The 18,220-nt window shown below is 63.7% G+C and carries 17 protein-coding genes; 2 read left to right on the top strand and 15 right to left on the bottom strand.

What is annotated here, in order from left to right:
- Positions 1 to 7 precede the first annotated feature (7 nt).
- The 9 genes from recQ to uxaC form a co-directional block, all read right to left on the bottom strand.
- On the bottom strand, positions 8 to 1,846 hold the full coding sequence (gene recQ, locus NKH42_RS06550) for a DNA helicase RecQ (RefSeq protein ID WP_352751262.1): 1,839 nt from the start codon (positions 1,844 to 1,846) through the stop codon (positions 8 to 10).
- A gap of 363 nt (positions 1,847 to 2,209) precedes the next feature.
- Positions 2,210 to 2,548, bottom strand: a complete 339-nt coding sequence (locus NKH42_RS06545) for a cupin domain-containing protein (protein WP_352594361.1) — start codon at positions 2,546 to 2,548, stop codon at positions 2,210 to 2,212.
- 24 nt (positions 2,549 to 2,572) lie between these two features.
- A complete protein-coding gene (gene kduD / locus NKH42_RS06540) occupies positions 2,573 to 3,340 on the bottom strand; it encodes a 2-dehydro-3-deoxy-D-gluconate 5-dehydrogenase KduD (protein ID WP_352751263.1) in 768 nt (255 codons plus the stop codon).
- Entirely contained in the window at positions 3,337 to 4,194 is an 858-nt protein-coding gene (gene kduI, locus NKH42_RS06535; RefSeq protein WP_352740024.1) for a 5-dehydro-4-deoxy-D-glucuronate isomerase, read from the bottom strand. The genes kduD and kduI overlap by 4 nt, the downstream gene beginning before the upstream one ends.
- A gap of 28 nt (positions 4,195 to 4,222) precedes the next feature.
- Entirely contained in the window at positions 4,223 to 4,999 is a 777-nt protein-coding gene (locus tag NKH42_RS06530; RefSeq protein ID WP_352618125.1) for a FadR/GntR family transcriptional regulator, read from the bottom strand.
- A 10-nt stretch (positions 5,000 to 5,009) separates the two neighbouring features.
- Positions 5,010 to 6,290, bottom strand: coding sequence for a TRAP transporter large permease (locus NKH42_RS06525; RefSeq protein WP_023678089.1), 1,281 nt, complete (start codon positions 6,288 to 6,290; stop codon positions 5,010 to 5,012).
- Positions 6,291 to 6,294: 4 nt separating this feature from the next.
- The gene (locus tag NKH42_RS06520; protein ID WP_352751276.1) at positions 6,295 to 6,822 is read right to left on the bottom strand and encodes a TRAP transporter small permease; all 528 of its coding nucleotides are present in this window, start codon (positions 6,820 to 6,822) and stop codon (positions 6,295 to 6,297) included.
- Between the two features lie 103 nt (positions 6,823 to 6,925).
- A complete protein-coding gene (locus NKH42_RS06515) occupies positions 6,926 to 7,903 on the bottom strand; it encodes a TRAP transporter substrate-binding protein (protein WP_023678091.1) in 978 nt (325 codons plus the stop codon).
- Between the two features lie 38 nt (positions 7,904 to 7,941).
- Entirely contained in the window at positions 7,942 to 9,351 is a 1,410-nt protein-coding gene (gene uxaC / locus NKH42_RS06510; protein WP_352751264.1) for a glucuronate isomerase, read from the bottom strand.
- A gap of 173 nt (positions 9,352 to 9,524) precedes the next feature.
- Here uxaC and NKH42_RS06505 point away from each other — a divergent pair, with 173 nt between their 5' ends.
- Together NKH42_RS06505 and uxuA are read left to right on the top strand one after the other, a co-directional pair.
- On the top strand, positions 9,525 to 11,003 hold the full coding sequence (locus tag NKH42_RS06505; protein ID WP_352504892.1) for a mannitol dehydrogenase family protein: 1,479 nt from the start codon (positions 9,525 to 9,527) through the stop codon (positions 11,001 to 11,003).
- Positions 11,000 to 12,178 carry a mannonate dehydratase gene (gene uxuA, locus NKH42_RS06500; RefSeq protein ID WP_352504891.1) on the top strand — a complete coding sequence of 393 codons (1,179 nt, stop codon included), beginning with the start codon at positions 11,000 to 11,002 and terminating at the stop codon, positions 12,176 to 12,178. The genes NKH42_RS06505 and uxuA overlap by 4 nt, the downstream gene beginning before the upstream one ends.
- A 168-nt stretch (positions 12,179 to 12,346) precedes the next feature.
- Here the strand turns inward: uxuA and NKH42_RS06495 are convergent, their stop codons facing one another.
- From NKH42_RS06495 to NKH42_RS06470, 6 genes are all read right to left on the bottom strand, one after another.
- On the bottom strand, positions 12,347 to 12,754 hold the full coding sequence (locus tag NKH42_RS06495; RefSeq protein ID WP_352504890.1) for a F0F1 ATP synthase subunit epsilon: 408 nt from the start codon (positions 12,752 to 12,754) through the stop codon (positions 12,347 to 12,349).
- A gap of 119 nt (positions 12,755 to 12,873) precedes the next feature.
- On the bottom strand, positions 12,874 to 14,427 hold the full coding sequence (gene atpD / locus NKH42_RS06490; RefSeq protein WP_352974009.1) for a F0F1 ATP synthase subunit beta: 1,554 nt from the start codon (positions 14,425 to 14,427) through the stop codon (positions 12,874 to 12,876).
- 67 nt (positions 14,428 to 14,494) lie between these two features.
- On the bottom strand, positions 14,495 to 15,379 hold the full coding sequence (locus tag NKH42_RS06485; RefSeq protein ID WP_352504888.1) for a F0F1 ATP synthase subunit gamma: 885 nt from the start codon (positions 15,377 to 15,379) through the stop codon (positions 14,495 to 14,497).
- 28 nt (positions 15,380 to 15,407) lie between these two features.
- Positions 15,408 to 16,937, bottom strand: a complete 1,530-nt coding sequence (atpA, locus tag NKH42_RS06480) for a F0F1 ATP synthase subunit alpha (protein ID WP_352450899.1) — start codon at positions 16,935 to 16,937, stop codon at positions 15,408 to 15,410.
- Positions 16,937 to 17,497: a F0F1 ATP synthase subunit delta gene (locus NKH42_RS06475; protein ID WP_352504886.1), complete on the bottom strand. Its 561-nt coding sequence runs from the start codon at positions 17,495 to 17,497 to the stop codon at positions 16,937 to 16,939. Before NKH42_RS06475 ends, atpA begins: the two co-directional genes overlap by 1 nt.
- 246 nt (positions 17,498 to 17,743) lie before the next feature.
- Positions 17,744 to 18,139: an AGROH133_08824 family phage infection protein gene (locus tag NKH42_RS06470; RefSeq protein ID WP_352500793.1), complete on the bottom strand. Its 396-nt coding sequence runs from the start codon at positions 18,137 to 18,139 to the stop codon at positions 17,744 to 17,746.
- Positions 18,140 to 18,220 lie beyond the last annotated feature (81 nt).

The following is an 18,220-nucleotide window of genomic DNA, read 5'->3' as shown; positions in this document are numbered from 1 at the left end:
TGGGTCTTCAGCCCGCCACACCAGATTGATGCGCAGCGATCGCGCCGAGGAATATCTCGCCGAAATCCTTGAGCTTGGCGGCGCCGACGCCGTTGACCGCGGCGAAGGCGTCCAGATCGCACGGGCAGCGTTCGGCCATATCGATCAGTGTACGATCCGAAAAGATCACGAAGGCCGGCACCTGGCGTTCCCGGGCAAGACGCAGCCGTACAGCCTTGAGCGCGGCCAGCAGCACCGAATCCAGACCTTCCGTGCCTGTTGCGGTATCCTGTGCGGTCCGTATCTTGCCTCGCGATGACTGGCGCGCGTCCACGCGATACCGGAACGAGGCCTCGCCCCGAGCCAGCGCACAGCCCTTCTCGGCAATGGCGAGGCCGCCATGGCCCGTTGAGTCCAATGTCAGAAACCCTCCCGCGACGAGCTGGCGGACCAGCGACAGCCACACATTTTTCTTGTGCGCGACACCGGTGCCGAAGCTGGCAAGCCTGTGGTGGTTCCTGTCCAGGACCTTCTCGGTCTCATGGCCGAGCAGAACGTCGACGACATGGCCGGCGCCAAAGCGCTCGCCGGTCTGTGCGATCGCCGCCAGGATGAGCCGTGCCTCCGCCTCACCATCCGCATGCGGCGCCTGGTCGAGGCAGTTGTCGCAATTGCCGCAAGGCGAAGCACTCTCGCCGAAATAGCCAAGCAGGATCTGACGGCGGCACTGCGTCGTCTCGCAGTAGCCGATCAGCGTATCGAGTCGGCCATGCGCGCGCCTTTTGTGCTCAGCCGGCGCGTCCTCGTCTTCGATGAAAAGCCGGCGCATGCGGATATCGCCGAGACCGAAGAGCATATGTGCCTCGGCCGCCCGCCCGTCGCGGCCCGCCCGCCCGATTTCCTGATAATAGGCCTCCAAGCTGCCCGGCAGGTCGGTGTGGAAGATATAGGCGACGTCCGGCTTGTCGATCCCCATGCCGAAGGCGATGGTCGCCACCATCACCACGCCGGACAAGGTCATGAAAGCGTTTTGATTCGCTTCACGCGCGTCCTTGCTCATGCCGGCATGATAGGCGAGCGCGCGTACGCCGCTGCGCTCGAGGAACGCCGCCATCTCTTCGGTCTTTTTGCGCGACAGGCAATAGACGATCCCGCTGCGGCCCGCATGGCGCTGCACGAAGTTTAGCAATTGGCGCTTGCTGTCCTGCTTGGGCTCAATGCCTAGCTTGATGTTCGGCCGGTCGAAGCCGAGCACCACGGTATCGACGCGCCCGTCGAACAGCTGCGCGGCAATGTCGGTGCGCGTCGTCTCGTCCGCCGTCGCCGTCAGCGCAATGATCGGCACTTTCGGGAAGATATCACGTAGTCTCGACAATTCTTCGTATTCGCGCCGGAACGCCGGTCCCCATTGCGAGATGCAATGCGCCTCGTCGATGGCGATCAGCCGGACATCGAGCTTGGTCAACGCCTCGAGCATTCGCACGGTCATTAGCCGCTCCGGTGCAAGATAGAGCAGGCGTGTCTGGCCTGCCGCGACACGGCGCCATCCAGCGACATTGGCATCGCGGTCGAGCGAGGAATTGATCGTATCGGCCGCCACGCCGGCAAGGCGCAATGCGGCGACCTGATCCTGCATCAGGGCCACCAGCGGCGAAACGACAATGGTGAGCCCGCCCAGCACCAGCGCCGGGACCTGGTAGCAGAGCGATTTGCCGGCGCCGGTCGGCATGACAGCCAGCACATGATGCCCGGCCAGCAGCGCCTCCATCACGGCCGCCTGGCCGAGACGAAAGTCATCGAAGCCGAATACATCCTTCAGGACGCGCCGCTTGGAATCCTCTGTCGGGATGCTCGCTGCTACCTGCATTACAGAACTTTCGGGGATACGACCTGCCGAAATTCCCCGGCGAATCGCCAGGTGATTGCCTGGACAGCAGATTCGAACATTTATCGACCCCTCTGGTCCTGTCCGCGGTACCGCCTGAGGCGAACTTTTCTCTCATTGGCCGATATCAGACCGTCGTTCCAGCCCCTATTCGCCTTGGCTGTGAATATCGCACCGCCTCGGAGCGGTTAATCCTATCTTCACCATCATTCGGCAGGTTCAGGTTCTGCGGTGATGTTTTGAGTACCGCGGCGCCACAAGCGCCCAGGCAACACGCCCGCGTCTCTCCGGAGGCGCGGGTTTTTTCGTTCTGAAAACCGGCTGCCTGATCTTCGGGCCCGCAGCTCAGTCGAGGAAATCGGCGCGGTGCGGCGTAAAGCTGTCGACCAGTCGTCCCGCCTCCAGCGCCTTGACGCCATGGACAAGGTTGGACGGGACGATGAAGCTGCTTCCGGTCTCTAGGATTTCGGTCCTGCCGTCGATGGTGACTTCGAAGCGGCCTTCGGCGACATAGCTCGCCTGGACGTGCGGGTGCGAGTGCAGCGCGCCGACGCCACCCTTGTCGAAACCGAATTCGACCATCATCAGCTCATCCGTGTGCAGGAGCACGCGCCTGCGGTTGCCATCCGGCGTCGGCGTCCACGCAGCCTCGCCGGCATGCGAGAAGATTTTGGTTCCGGTCATCGCCAAACTCTCACCTTTTGTTGTTCATCGTGCCAGCCAGCCGCCGTCCACCGGCACCACCGCGCCGTGCATGTAGTTGGACGCTGGCGCCAGCAGGAAGACGGCTGCGTCGCCGATGTCTTCCGGCGCGCCCCAGCGGCCGGCCGGAATGCGCGCCAGGATCGAAGCGCTGCGGTCGGGATCGGTGCGCAGCGCCTCGGTGTTGTTGGTCTCGATATAGCCCGGCGCAATGCCGTTGACGTTGATGCCCTTTGCCGCCCATTCACATGCAAGCAGGCGGGTGATGCCGAGCACGCCGTGTTTGGAGGCGGTGTAGGAGGCGACGCGAATGCCGCCCTGAAAGCTCAGCACCGAAGCGATGTTGACGATCTTGCCACGCCGTCCCGGGTCGGCAAGCACGCGCCTGGCAAAACTCTGGCTGAGGAAGAACACCGTCTTCAGATTGACGCCCAAGACGTCGTCCCAGTCGGCTTCGGTCAGGTCGACCGCATCGGCACGCCGGATGATGCCCGCATTGTTGACCAGGCCATCGAGCGGTCCGGTGCCGTCCCAGACGCGGTCAAGCATCGCCTGGGCGGCTGCATCATCACCAAGATCGCAGCGGACCGCCTCGAAGCGGCCGCCGACAGCCGCAATCTTCTCCGCCGTCTCGTCCATCGCCGACCGGCCGACGCCGACGACCGCGCCGCCGGCGCGCGCGATCGACACTGCGATGCCCTGGCCGATGCCGGTATTGGCGCCGGTGACGAGGATGCGCTTGCCGGCAAGGCTGAAGGCCGAGAGATCGCTCACTTGAGCTCCTCCATCGCCACCAGGTCGACATCGGTATAGTCGACATTGTCGCCAGCCATCGCCCAGATGAAGGCGTAGTTCGAGGTGCCGGCGCCCGAATGGATCGACCATCCCGGCGACAGCACCGCCTCCTCGTTGCGCATGACGAGATGGCGCGTTTCGTCCGGTTCGCCCATGAAGTGAAACATCCGCGCCGCCTCCGGCAGGTCGAAATAGAGATAGGCCTCCATGCGCCGGTCATGCACATGGCATGGCATGGTGTTCCAGACGGAACCGGGGGCAAGCTGCGTCATGCCGACGACAAGCTGACAGGTCTTTACCCCATCGGCATGGATGAACTGGAAGATCGAGCGCTCGTTGGAGGTCGCCTGGCTGCCGAGATCGAGCCGCTTGGCATCGCCGATGCGGATCAGCCGGTTGGGATGGCCCTGATGCGCCGGCGCGCTGAGCAGGTAGAATTTAGCCGGCGCTGCCGGATTGGTCGCAGCAAACGATACCTCATCCGTGCCCATGCCGAGATAGAGCATGTCGCGCGCCTGCAACTCGTAGGATTGACCGCCGGCTTTCACGACGCCGGCACCGGCGATGTTGACGATGATCATCTCACGGCGGTCGAGAAAATTCTTGGTCCCGGTCGGCTTGATCGCCTGCAGCGGCAGCGGTGTACCGGCGGGCATGGCGCCGCCGACTATCATGCGGTCGTAATGGGTGTAGGTCAGGCTGATGCGGCCGGGCTGGAACAAGTCCTCGATCAGGAAATAGTGTCGCAGCTCGTCCGTTCCCATGGCTGCGGCACAAACAGGATCGATGGCGAAGCGGGAGGTGAAATCCGTATGATTGTCAGTGTGATTCATTGCTGTCCCATGGGGCTGCCTCAATTGCTTATTCAGTTGCCGCGGCCTTGACCGAGTCGGCATAAAAAATCTGGCGCGCGTGCAGGCGCTCGCGATAGCGCTGCTGGCTGGCACCGAGATGCGCGCGCATCGCCTCCCGCGCCGCTTCGGCATCGCCTGCCGAGATGGCGTTGAGGATCATCAGGTGTTCGCGCTGCAGGCCGCGCTGGTAGGCGTCGGACTGTGCGAACTCGGTCGACCAGGGCGAGGTCACATCGCAAGGAATAGCGCGCCGGCCGAGCACGTCGAGCATCTCGACATAGAACGGATTGTTGGTGGCGCTGGCGATTGCGCGGTGGAAGGCAAGGTCTGCCGGTCCAGTCGGCTCGCTGTTGAGGAGCAGCCGTTCGAACTCGAAGAAGGCTTCCTGGATTGCCGCTTCCTGCGCGGCGTTGCGCCGTATGGCGGCGAGCCCGGCGGATTCGATCTCGATCGCCAACCTGACTTCGAGCACGTTGAGGGCAATCGAATCCTTGCTGCCCATCTCCGCTGCCAGAGCACCGAACGCTGTCGAGATATGCTCGGTAACGAAGACGCCGGCGCCTTGGCGCGGCTCGACCAGGCCGTCGGCGGCAAGCTTGGCCAGCGCCTCGCGTATCACGGTGCGGCTGACCCCGAAGGTTTCCGTCAGCTGGCCCTCGGTCGGCAGCTTTTGCCCAGGCTGGATCTCGCCCGCCTGCAGCTGCTTGCGGATCGCCGCGACGACGGTTTCCGAAAGCTTCGGTCTTCGTTCGACGCGGAGCCCGACGGCAGTGTCCGATGCCATGTCGCACCCCCTATTTGAAGACGCTCGGCAGCCATAGCGAAATGGCCGGAATGTAAGTGACGAGCGCCAGCACCACGAGGCCTGCGCCATAGAATGGCCAGATCGAGCGCATCGATTCCCAGACGGATATCTTGCCCACGGCACACGCCACGAACTGCACTGCGCCCACCGGCGGCGTGTTCAGCCCGATGCCGAAATTGAGGATCATGATGACGCCGAAATGCACCGGATCGACGCCGTAGGCCTGCGCCACGGGCAGGAAGATAGGCGTGCAAATGATGATCGTTGGCCCCATGTCCATGAACGTGCCGAGGAACAGCATCAGGAGGTTGAGCAGGAGAAGCACGACCAGCGGATCGTCCGAGATCGCGTTCATGGAGGCGATGAGCGCTGCCGGCACTTTCAGGAAGGCCATCAGCCACGAGAACGCCGCCGCCATGCCGATGATGAGCAGCACCATGGCCGTGGTGCGCACGGCGCCATGGGTGGCATGAACGAACCCTTCCCAGGTCATCTGCCGGTAAACGAAGACGGTCACGAGCAGCGCATAGATGACGGCGATACAGGAACTCTCGGTAGCCGTGAACACGCCCGATCGCACGCCGCCGAAGATGATCGCGATCAGCAGCAGGCCGGGCACGGCGACGGCGAAAAGATGCGCGACCGCGGTGAAGCCCGGAAACGCCTCGGTCGGATAGCCGCGGGAGCGCGCCACGATATAGGCGGTGACCATCAGCGACAGGGCCAGTAGCAGGCCCGGGATGATACCGGCCGTGAACAGATCGGCGATGGAGATCTTTCCGCCTGCCGAGATCGAGTAGATGATCATGTTGTGCGACGGCGGCAGCAGCAGCGCGATCAGTGCCGCCATCGACGTGACGTTGACGGCGTAGTCCGCTCCATAGCCGCGCGCCTTCATCTGCGGGATCATCAGGCCGCCTACCGCCGCTGCCTCCGCAACCGCTGAGCCGGAAATGCCGCCGAACAGTGTAGCGGTTGCAATGTTGACCTGGCCGAGGCCGCCGCGCAAATGGCCGACGAGCGAGCCAGCGAAGGCAACGATCTTGCTGGCGATGCCGCCGCGCACCATCAAGTCGCCGGCGTAGATGAAAAACGGAATGGCCAGCAGCGAAAAGACGCTCATGCCGGAATTCAGGCGCTGGAACACGATGAGCGGCGGCAGGCCCATATAGAGGACGGTGGCGAGGCTTGCGACGCCCAGGCAGAAAGCGATCGGCGTGCCGATAAGCATCAGCAGGGTGAAGACGCCGAAGAGAATCCACAGTTCCATGGCGTCAGACATTCACGTTGGCGGTGTCGAGTTCGGCCGCGACTTCGGCCGGCGGCAGTTCATCGAGGGCATCGTCGATCGGCGCGCCGGAGAGGCGAAGCACGATGCGCTCCAGCGTGAAGAGCACGATGAGCGCGCCTCCCGCGACAAGCGGGACATAGTCCCAGCCCCCCGATATGCCGAGTGACGGCAAGACGGAGCCCCAGGTCAATGCGACCAGCTGGCTGCCATACCAGATCATGCCGATGCCGAAGGCGAGCGCGACAAGATCCGAAATCATCCGCAGCCAGCGCTTGCCGCCTTTCGGCAGCACGTAGAGCAGTACGTCGAAGCCAAGATGGTAGTTCTCGCGCACACCGACGGCAGCGCCGAGGAAAATGAACCAGCTCATCAGCATCACCGAGCCGGGCTCGGTCCAGCTCGGCGAGCGGTTCAGAACATAGCGGCCGAACACCTGCCAGGCGACGAAGGCGGTCATCAGCACCAGCCCGATGCCGGCGATCGACAGCGCCGCCGTGCTGACGCGCGACATCACTTGCGCGACGCCGGACAGGAGCGGTGTTGGTTTTGGGCTGGAAGTCACCGGTTTTCTCCCCAAGAGGATGGCGGCGCGGAATGTCCGCGCCGCCGCTTGATCACTGCACGGCCTTGATGGCTTCGACCATCGCCTTCAGCTTGTCGTCCTTGACGTGCTTCTCATAGACCGGCCCCATCGCGTCGATGAAGGGCTGCTTGTCCGGCGTCGTGATCTGCGAACCGGCCGCCTCGACCTTGGCGCGCGATTCCTTGACCTTGGCGGTCCACAGCTCGCGCTGCTTGGCGACGCTCTCCTTGGCGGCCGCCTTGAAGATCGCCTGGTCTTCCGGCGTCAGCTTGTCCCAGCTCGACTTCGCCATGACGAAGGCTTCCGGCACCATCGTGTGCTCGTCGAGCGAATAGTACTTGGCGACTTCCGCGTGCTTGGCGGTGTCGTAGCTCGGAAAATTGTTCTCCGCGCCGTCGATCACCCCGGTCTCGATCGCCGAATACACTTCGCCATACGGCATCGGCGTCGCGTTGGCGCCGAGTGCCGCCACCATGTCGACGAAGATGTCGGACTGGATGACGCGGAACTTCATCCCGGCCATGTCGGCCACGGTGTTGATCGGCTTCTTCGAATTGTAGAAGGAGCGCGAGCCGCCGTCGTAAAAGGCGAGCAGCACCAGCCCGACCTGGTCGAACGCCGCCGCGATCTGGTCGCCGATCGCCCCGTCCATGACCTTGTGCATATGCTCTTCCGAACGGAAGATGTAGGGCAGCGAGGGCACGGTGGTCTCCGGGATGAGCCCGTTGAACGGCGCCATCGAGACGCGGTTGAGATCGATCACGCCGGTACGCACCTGCTCGATCGTGTCCTTTTCCTCGCCGAGTTGCGCGGAAGGATAGATCTCGACCACATAGCGGCCGGCCGTGCGCTCCTTCACCAGCTCGCCGAAATATTTGACCGCCTCGACCGTCGGATAGCCGTCCGGGTGGGTGTCGGACGAGCGCAGGACCGTCTGGGCGCTTGCCGATCCGGCCAGCAGTGCGGCGGCAAGTAGCGTAGCTCCCGCCAGTCTTGAAAAATGCAGCATTGGTTTCCTCCCGTTTTGAACGATGGCGGCAAGCGCCGTTAGAGCCGGTACGCCTTTTTCGCGAGCGTATAGGCAAGTTCCTGCGCCAGCTCGTGCGCCTCGTCTTCGCCGAGCCGATGCTCGGCGACGAGACGCGCCAGAAAAGCGCAATCGACCCGGCGCGCCACATCATGGCGGGCCGGTATGGATGGAAAGGCGCGGGTGTCGTCGTTGAAACCGACGGTATTGTAGAAACCGGCCGTTTCGGTGGTCATCTCGCGGAACCGGCGCATGCCTTCGGGGCTGTCGTGGAACCACCAGGCCGGCCCGAGCTTCAATGCCGGGTAGACGCCGGCGAGCGGCGCCAGCTCGCGCGCATAGCTGGTCTCGTCGAGCGTGAAGAGGATGATGGTGAGGTCGCGCTCCAGCCCGACGCAGTCGAGCAGCGGCTTCAGTGCCGTCACATATTCGGTTCGGGTCGGAATATCGAAGCCTTTGTCCCTGCCGAACTTGTGAAAGACAGCCGGCGAATGATTGCGCCAGGAGCCGGGATGGATCTGCAGGACCAGCCCGTCGTCGCGGCTCATCTTGGCCATCTCGGTCAGCATCTGAGCGCGAAACAGCTTTCGCTCGCGCTCGTCGTCCGAGCCGCGGCGGATGCGGTTGAACAACTCCTGCGCGGCGGCATCCGAGAGATTGGCGGTTTCGGCCGTCGGATGGCCGTGATCGGAGGAAGTCGCGCCAAAGCTCTTGAAGAATGCGCGCCGCTGGCGATGCGCATCGAGATAGCCGGCCCAATTGCCGGTGTCGCAGCCGGTGACCTCGCCAAGCCGGTCGAGATTGGCCGAGAACCCTTCGAAGTCGGGATCGACGATCGCATCCGGCCGATAGGCGGTGACGACGCGGCCCTCCCAGCCGCTGTCGCGGATCATCTGGTGCCATCGGAGATCGTCGAGCGCGCCTTCGGTCGTTGCGATGACTTCAATGTTGAAGCGCTCGAACAGCGCTCGCGGGCGATAGTCTTCACGCTGCAGCAGCGTCGCGATCGTGTCGTAGTGGCGGTCGGCTGTCCTGGCATTCAGCGGCTCGCCGATGCCGAACAGATGGGCGAGCACATGGTCGAACCACAGCCGGGTCGGCGTACCCCGAAACAGGTAATAATGCTCGGCGAAGCGCCGCCAGATCGTTCTGCCGTCGGTCTCCACTGGCGAGCCGTCAAGCGTCGGCACCCCAAGCTCCTCAAGCCGAACGCCCTGGCTGAACAGCATGCGGAAAATGTAGTGGTCCGGCACGATCAGCAATTGCGCCGGATCGGGAAACGCCTCGTTGAGCGCATACCAGCGCGGATCGGTGTGGCCGTGCGGGCTGACGATCGGCAGATCCTTGACCGCGGCGTAGAGATCGCGGGCCAGCGAAAGCGGGCGCGCCTCGGCGGCAAACAGCAAATCCGGATCCGTCAATGCGGCCACGTAATCCTCCCAACTCGGACATCGGTAGGGTTGGAAAGAAATAATGTCAACATACAAAAACTGGGTTGTTGTATGATGACTTTTCGTCGGCCATTGCCCATTGTGCGTGACGGCATCGGGTGTTACGCCGCCTGCCAGCAGGACCCAACAATCTCGATCAGACACGTGGCGCAATGACCAATAGACGCCTTTCCAACAGCACGCTGAAGGCACTGCCGGCTTCGGTCGCGGTTCCGCGCTACGCCCGCGGCGGCGTCGCACCGGGCATCGTCCATCTCGGCGTCGGTGCGTTCCATCGCGCCCATCAGGCGGCCTATGTCGACCACTGCCTGGCGGCGGGAGAGGCGGACTGGGGCATTGTCGGCGTGTCCTTGCGCAGTCCAGACACACGCGACGCACTAGCGCCGCAGGATGGCCTCTACACGCTGGCGATCAGGAGCAGCATCGGCGAAGAGCTGCGCGTCGTCGGTTCGATCCTGTCGATGCTGGTGGCGCCGGAAGATCCGGCTGCGGTGCTCGCCGCTCTGACGGATCAGCGCACCCGCATCGTTACGCTCACGATCACCGAAAAGGCTTATCTGAGAGCAGCCGGCGGCGGTCTGGACAGCACCCATCCGGACATCGTCCATGATTTGGCTAACCCGCAAATGCCACGGACGGCGCATGGTTTTCTCACCGAAGCGCTGTCGCGCCGCCGTTTCGCCGGCATCAAGCCCTTCACCGTGCTCTGCTGCGACAACCTTCCGGCCAATGGCGCCACGCTGCACCGCCTGCTGGTCGAATTCGCGGCACTGCGCGATCCCGGCCTTGCCGGGCACATCGCCGACGGCGTCGCCTTCCCGTCGAGCATGGTCGACCGCATCGTGCCGGCGACCACCGATGCGGACCGGGCGCGTATCGCCGTCGAGCTCGGCGTCGAGGATGCCTGGCCGGTGATGACCGAGCCGTTCTGCCAATGGGTGGTCGAGGATGATTTCCCGGCAGGCAGGCCGGTCTGGGAAAAGTTCGGCGTCACCATGGTCGGCGACGTCGGGCCCTTCGAGGACATGAAGCTGCGGCTGCTCAACGGTTCGCATTCGGCAATCGCCTATCTCGGCCTGCTCAGCGGCTACGACACGGTCGACCGCGCCTTTGCCGATCCGGCGATCCGGCAATTCGTCGACGGACTATGGGCCGAAGCCATCCCGACGCTGCCGCAGGACGCCGGGCTCGATACGGCCGGCTACACGGCCCAGCTCGCCGAACGCTATTCGAACACCGCCCTCGCCCATCGCACGGCGCAGATCGCCAATGACGGCAGCCAGAAACTGCCGCAGCGCATCGTCGCCTCGGCCGTCGATCGGCTGGGTGCCGGTGACCCGCCCGCGCATCTCATGCTGGTGGTGGCGGCCTGGATCGCCGCTTGCGAGGCGCGCGGCAAAACTTTGCCGGAAGCCCATTTTACCGACCCGATCGACACTCGGCTTACTGTGCTCGGCAGCCGGCCAGCTATCGAAACGGTGACAGCGATGTTCGATCTCGCCGGCTTCGCCAAAGACCATTCCCACCGCATGACACTGATCGATCTGACGGCAGCCCATCTCGAGCGCCTGCGGCGAGGCGGACCTGCCGCTGCCTTCGTGGCGCTTGGCATAGGGAGTGAGAAGCCATGAGACAAACCTGGCGCTGGTTCGGGCCAGACTATCCGGTGACGCTTGCCCATGTCCGTCAAGCCGGCGCCGTCGGCATCGTCAGCGCGCTGCATCACCTCAATGACGGCCGCGCCTGGCCGGCGGACGAGATCGCCAGGCGCAAGGCCGACATCGAGGCAGCGGGCCTGACCTGGGATGTGGTAGAAAGCATTGTCGTCCATGAGGACATCAAGACCCGCAGCGGCAACTGGCGCACCCTGATCGACAATTACAAGGCGTCGGTCCGCTCCGTCGCCGCCGCCGGGATCAATACCGTCTGCTATAATTTCATGGCGATCACCGACTGGACGCGCACAGATCTCGATTATCCCATGCCGCATGGCGGCACGGCGCTGCGCTTCGATGTCGTCGAGCTCTGCGCCTATGACGTCTTCATCCTTGAGCGAGAAGGGGCGGAGGCCGATCACCCGCCGGCCCGCGTCGAGGCCGCGCGTGTGCGACTGCAAGGGATGAGCGACAGCGACAAGGCAAGGCTGGAGCGCAACCTGATCGGCTGGGTTCCGGCGCGCGAATTCATCTTCGATCGGGCAAGCTTCCGCCGTGCCCTCGACCTCTACAAGGACGTCTCAACCGAAGGTCTGCGCGAAAACCTGTTTGCCTTCCTGCGCGAGATCGTGCCGGTGGCCGAAGAGGCCGGCGTCAGGATGGCGATCCATCCCGACGATCCACCTTTTTCGCTGTTCGGCCTGCCGCGCATCGTTTCCAACGCCAATGATGCCCGCGCGCTGCTCGACGCCGTCGCTTCGCCGGCCAACGGGTTGACGCTGTGCACCGGCTCCTACGGGGCGGGCGCGCAGAACGATCTGCCGACGATGGCCAAGGCCTTCGCCGAAAACATCCATTTCGCCCATCTGCGCAACGTCACCAAGGAGCCAGACGGCTCCTTCCACGAAGCCGAGCACCTCGACGGCGACACCGACATGGTGGCGGTCGTGTCGGCGCTGATTGGCGAAGAGCGCCGGCGCAAGGCGGCAGGCAGGGCGGACTGGCAGATTCCGATGCGCCCCGACCATGGCCACGCCATCGTCGACGACATCGGCAAGAAGGTGAACCCCGGCTATTCCTGCATCGGCCGCCTGAAGGGCCTCGCCGAACTGCGCGGCGTCATGCGCGCAGTGGAGGCGCTGACGGTGTGACCAGCCCCCCTTCTCCCCTTGTGGGAGAAGGTGGCCGAGCGGAGCTCGGTCGGATGAGGGGTGCTCCAGGGATCGCCGCCGTCTCGTTTCTTCCAACACCCCTCAACCGTCTCGGCGCTGCGCGCCGATCCACCTTCTCCCACAAGGGGAGAAGGCAGGGGGCGCCTGTTAAGCCGGCAACAGCGCGCCTTCAAGCGTCGTAAGCTGGTTGAGGAACTGCTCGGCCTTGCTGCGGGTCTGGTCGTCCTTGGCGTCGGCGGCGTCTTCCCTGGCCTCCTGGATGCGGCGGGCAAGGTCGGCGCGGTCGATGTCGCCCACGGCCACAGCCGATTCGGCGAGCAGCGTGCAGCCGGCCGGAACGATGTCGGCAAAGCCGCCGAACACCACATAGCGCTCTTCCTTGCCGGAAACGGTCTTCAGCGTGACGACGCCGGGCTTGATCGTGGTCATGACGGGTGCGTGATGCGCCATGACAGTCATCTCGCCTTCGGCGCCCGGAATGACGACGGATTCGACCTGCTCGGAAACCAAGAGGCGCTCCGGCGAGACCAGTTCGAATTTGAAAGCTTCAGGCATGATCAATTTAGCGACTGGTGAATGGTGAATGGTGAATGGTCAGAAAGAATGACCTTCACTCAGCCCCCGATTTCCTATCCGCTACTCCCCATTCACAATTCACTATTGACCATTCACCATCAGGCCGCTTCAGCGGCCAGGCGCTGTGCCTTCTCGACCGCTTCCTCGATGCCGCCGACCATGTAGAAGGCGGCCTCCGGCAGATGGTCGTAATCGCCGTTGCAAAGGCCCTTGAAGCCGTTGATGGTGTCGGCGAGGTCGACCAGCTTGCCCGGTGCGCCGGTGAACACTTCGGCGACGAAGAAGGGCTGCGACAGGAAGCGCTCGATCTTGCGAGCGCGGGCCACGGTCTGCTTATCCTCTTCCGACAGCTCGTCCATGCCCAGGATGGCGATGATGTCCTGCAGCGACTTGTAGCGCTGAAGGATCGACTGCACCTGGCGGGCGACCTGATAATGCTCTTCGCCGACAACCATCGGGTCGAGCATGCGCGAGGTCGAATCGAGCGGATCGACCGCCGGATAGATGCCCTTTTCCGAAATCGCGCGGTTGAGCACGGTCGTCGCGTCGAGGTGGGCGAACGAGGTCGCCGGTGCAGGGTCGGTCAGGTCGTCGGCCGGCACATAGATCGCCTGCACCGAGGTGATCGAACCCTTGGTCGTCGTGGTGATACGCTCCTGTAGCGCACCCATGTCGGTAGCCAGCGTCGGCTGGTAGCCCACGGCCGAAGGAATGCGGCCGAGCAGCGCCGACACTTCCGAGCCCGCCTGCGTGAAACGGAAGATGTTGTCTACGAAGAACAGCACGTCCTGGCCCTGATCGCGGAAATATTCGGCAACCGTCAGCCCGGTCAGGCCGACGCGGGCGCGGGCGCCCGGCGGCTCGTTCATCTGGCCATAGACGAGCGCGGCCTTGGAGCCTTCGCCGCCGCCCTTCTTGTTGACGCCGGACTCGATGAACTCGTGATAGAGGTCGTTGCCTTCGCGGGTGCGCTCGCCGACGCCGGCGAACACCGAGAAGCCGCCATGCGCCTTGGCGACGTTGTTGATCAGTTCCTGGATCAGCACCGTCTTGCCGACGCCGGCGCCGCCGAACAGGCCGATCTTGCCGCCGCGGGCATAGGGGGCCAGCAGGTCGAGCACCTTGATGCCGGTGACCAGGATCTGCGCTTCCGTCGACTGCTCGACATAGGTCGGCGCCGGCTGATGGATCGAGCGCATCTCGATGCCGTCGACCGGGCCTGCCTCGTCGACCGGCTCGCCGATGACGTTGATGATGCGGCCGAGCATGCCCGGGCCGACCGGCACGGTGATCGGTGCACCGGTATCATAGACGTCCTGGCCGCGGACCAGACCTTCGGTCGAGTCCATGGCGATGCAGCGCACGGTGTTTTCGCCCAGATGCTGGGCCACCTCTAGCACCAGGCGATTGCCGACGTTGATCGTCTCAAGCGCGTTCAGGATCGCCGGCAGATGTTCGCCGAACTGGACGTCGACAACGGCGCCGATGACCTGGCGAACCTTGCCTGCCAGGCCGGTTTTCTTGATGGTGGCGGCCGGCGCATTCACAGCGGCGACCTTGGTTGCTGCCGCTTTCTTGGCCGGAGCGGCCTTTGCTGCTGCTGGTGCCGCGGCCTTCGGGGCTGCCGTCTTCGGGGTCGCTGCTTTCGCCATCGTCCTTACCCTTTTCGTCTCTTTGTTTCTCACACGCTTGAGGTCGATGACCTCCTTGTGAGCGTGCCTAGAGCGCCTCGGCGCCCGAAATGATTTCGATCAATTCCTTGGTGATCTGCGCCTGCCGCTGGCGGTTGTAGGTGATCGACAATTTGTTGATCATGTCGCCGGCGTTGCGCGTCGCATTGTCCATGGCGCTCATCTTGGCGCCCATCTCGCCGGCAGCATTCTCGAGCAGCGCGCGAAAAACCTGCACGGAAATGTTGCGCGGGATGAGATCGGAGAGGATCTCGCCCGGCTCCGGCTCGTATTCGTAGACAGCGCTGCCGCCGTCCCTCACTTCCGCGCCAGCCGCAGGCGCGCCCGCCGGGACAATTTGCTGCGCCGTCGGGATCTGGCTGATCACCGACTTGAACTGCGAATAGAACAGCGTGCAGATGTCGAAGCCGCCTTCGTTGAACAGGTGGATCACCTTCTTGGCGATGGCATCGGCATTGACAAAGCCCAGCGTCTTGACCTCGCGCAGGTCGACACGCTCGATGATCAGCGCCCCGTAGTCGCGGCGCAATATGTCGAACCCCTTCTTGCCGACGCAGATGATCTTGACCTGCTTGCCGTCTGCCAGAAGCTTGCGGATGTGGTCGCGGGCAAAGCGGGCGATCTGCGAATTGAAGCCGCCGCACAGACCGCGTTCGGCCGTGCAGACGACAAGCAGATGCACGTCGTCCTTGCCGGTGCCGGTCATCAGCGCCGGAGCATCGCCGCCGCCGCCGATCGCCTGGGTGATATTGGCCAGCACCGCGCCCATGCGCTCCGAATAGGGACGCGCCGCTTCCGCCGCTTCCTGCGCGCGACGCAGCTTCGCCGCGGCGACCATCTGCATCGCCTTGGTGATCTTCTGCGTCGCCTTGACCGAGGCGATACGGTTACGAAGGTCTTTTAACGAAGGCATGCTTTAAACCTGATCCCGTCCGTCCTGCTCAAGCAAAGGTCTTGGCGAAGGCGTCGATTTCTGCCTTCAGCCTGGCGCGCAGATCGTCGGACAGCGCCTTCTCCTTGCGGATGCCGTCGAGCACGTCCTTGCCGGCCGAGCGCATATGCGACAACAGACCATGCTCGAACTTGCCGACCTGGTTGACCGCCAGCTTGTCGAGATAGCCGTTGACGCCGGCGAAGATCACCGCGACCTGCTCCTCGACTTTGAGCGGCGAGAATTGCGGCTGCTTCAACAGCTCGGTCAGACGCGAGCCGCGGTTGAGCAGGCGTTGCGTGGCGGCGTCGAGATCGGAGCCGAACTGCGCGAAAGCAGCCATTTCGCGGTACTGCGCGAGCTCGCCCTTGATCGACCCGGCAACCTGCTTCATCGCCTTGATCTGCGCCGAGGAACCGACGCGCGACACCGAAAGGCCGACATTGACCGCCGGGCGCACGCCCTGGAAGAACAGATTGGTTTCCAGGAAGATCTGGCCGTCGGTGATCGAGATGACGTTGGTCGGGATATAGGCCGACACGTCGTTGGCCTGCGTTTCGATGATCGGCAGCGCAGTCAGAGACCCACCGCCATTTTCGTCATTGAGCTTGGCGGCGCGCTCGAGCAGGCGCGAGTGCAGGTAGAAGACGTCGCCGGGATAGGCCTCGCGGCCCGGCGGACGGCGCAGCAGCAGCGACATCTGGCGATAGGCGACGGCCTGCTTCGACAGGTCGTCGTAGCTGATCAGCGCGTGCATGCCGTTGTCGCGGAAATATTCGCCCATGGTGCAGGCGGTGAACGGCGCCAGGAACTGCATCGGCGCCGGATCGGAGGCGGTCGCGGCGATGATGATCGAATAGTCGAGCGCGCCGCGCTCTTCCAGGACCTTGACGAACTGCGCCACCGTCGAGCGCTTCTGGCCGACGGCGACATAGACGCAGTACAGCTTTTCCTTCTCAGGGCCGTTGTCGTGCACCGATTTCTGGTTGAGCATGGTGTCGAGGATGATCGCGGTCTTGCCGGTCTGGCGGTCGCCGATGACCAGCTCGCGCTGGCCGCGGCCGACCGGGATCAGCGCGTCGATGGCCTTGAGGCCAGTCGACATCGGCTCGTTCACCGATTTGCGCGGGATGATGCCGGGCGCCTTGACGTCGACGCGCTTGCGTTCGGTGGCCTGGATCGGGCCTTTGCCGTCGATCGGGTTGCCGAGCGCGTCGACGACGCGGCCGAGCAGGCCCATGCCGACGGGCGCATCGACGATGGCGCCGGTGCGCTTGACGGTGTCGCCTTCCTTGATGTCGCGGTCGGCGCCGAAGATGACGACGCCGACATTGTCGGCTTCGAGGTTGAGCGCCATGCCGCGGATGCCGCCGGGGAACTCGACCATCTCGCCGGCCTGGACATTGTCGAGGCCGTAGACGCGGGCGATACCGTCACCGACGGACAGCACCTGGCCGACTTCGGAGACCTCGGCCTCCTTGCCGAAATTCTTGATCTGGTCTTTCAGAATTGCGGAAATTTCCGCGGCGCGGATGTCCATCAGCCGACCTCTTTCAGTGCAAGCTTGAGCGAATTGAGTTTGGTTTTGAGCGACGTATCGATCTGGCGCGAGCCGATCTTGACCACCAGTCCGCCGAGCAGCGACGGATCGACGGTGACCGTGATCGCCACGTCCTTGCCGGCGACGCTTTTCAGCGCTGCTTTCAGCTCGGTTTCCTGGGCAGGCGTCAGCGCATGCGCCGAGGTGACCTCGGCAGCGGTCTCGCCGCGGTGTTCGGCGGCGATCTGGCGGAACGCCTTGATCATGCCGGGCACGGCGAACAGCCGGCGATTCTGGGCAACGACGCGCAGGAAATTGCCGGTGAGGCCGGTAATCCCTGCTCTGTCGGCGATCGCGGCGATCGCCTTGGCCTGGTCCTCGCTGGAGAAGACAGGGCTCCTGATCAGCCGCGAAAGGTCAGCGCTGCCTTCGAGCATCGTTTCGAACCTGTTGAGGTCGGCCTCGACGCCGGCGACCGAATTGGCCTGCAGCGCGAGTTCGAACAGCGAACCCGCATAGCGTTCTGCGACACCTGAGATTGGCGATGACGATTGGGCCACGGACCGTCTTTTCTCTTGTCTGATAGGCCGCAGATTGTTGGCGCGAGCAAAAACTCTGGCTAAATCTTTGACCTTACTGCATTTTTCCAAGCACGGAGGCGCGGCTTCCGCTATCCCCGGTCGAAAGTCGATTGCCGTCTAGCACAGGCATTTTCAGACCGCAATGCGTCGTCCGGCATGGTTTTCAGGCACTATTGTCGCATCCGCCGGGCGAGTTCAGCAACCAACCCCGGATTGATCCCTGATTCAGGGCAAAAAGCCGAAGGCGAAGGCAAGCGGCAGCGCCGCCAGCACCAGCTCGACGACGATGGAAGCCCAGTTGAACGGCGTGTTGGCGCCGTCCGACATCATCGACAGCAGCCGGCCGAAGGCGGTGAACAGCCAGGAGAAGCCGAGCGCCATATAGAGCAGCGGCTGCGCCAAGAGGATGCAGCACAGGCTGACACCGAGATAGAAGCCCGACATCCTGCCGCGACCTTCGGCGATCGCCGCCGCCTTCTCGGGCTTGACCTGCAGCCTGAGAATCCGGAACGCCAGCCCTGGCGCCAGGAACAGCAGCAGCCCGAAAAGCAAGGTCACGACGGCGCTTGACCATGCCAGCCACTCGCCCTGGCTCATCGGCCATGGAAACGCAAATTCCATCCTTGTCCCCTCGTAAATGGATATTCAAAATTTTCGGGCATTCTAGCGAAGCAAGAGACATGCGCCAGATGGGCCGTCGCA

Origin of the sequence: Mesorhizobium sp. M1142 (genome assembly GCF_040318565.1) — a bacterium.
GTDB lineage: Bacteria > Pseudomonadota > Alphaproteobacteria > Rhizobiales > Rhizobiaceae > Mesorhizobium.
This window is presented reverse-complemented; position numbering and strand designations above follow the sequence as displayed.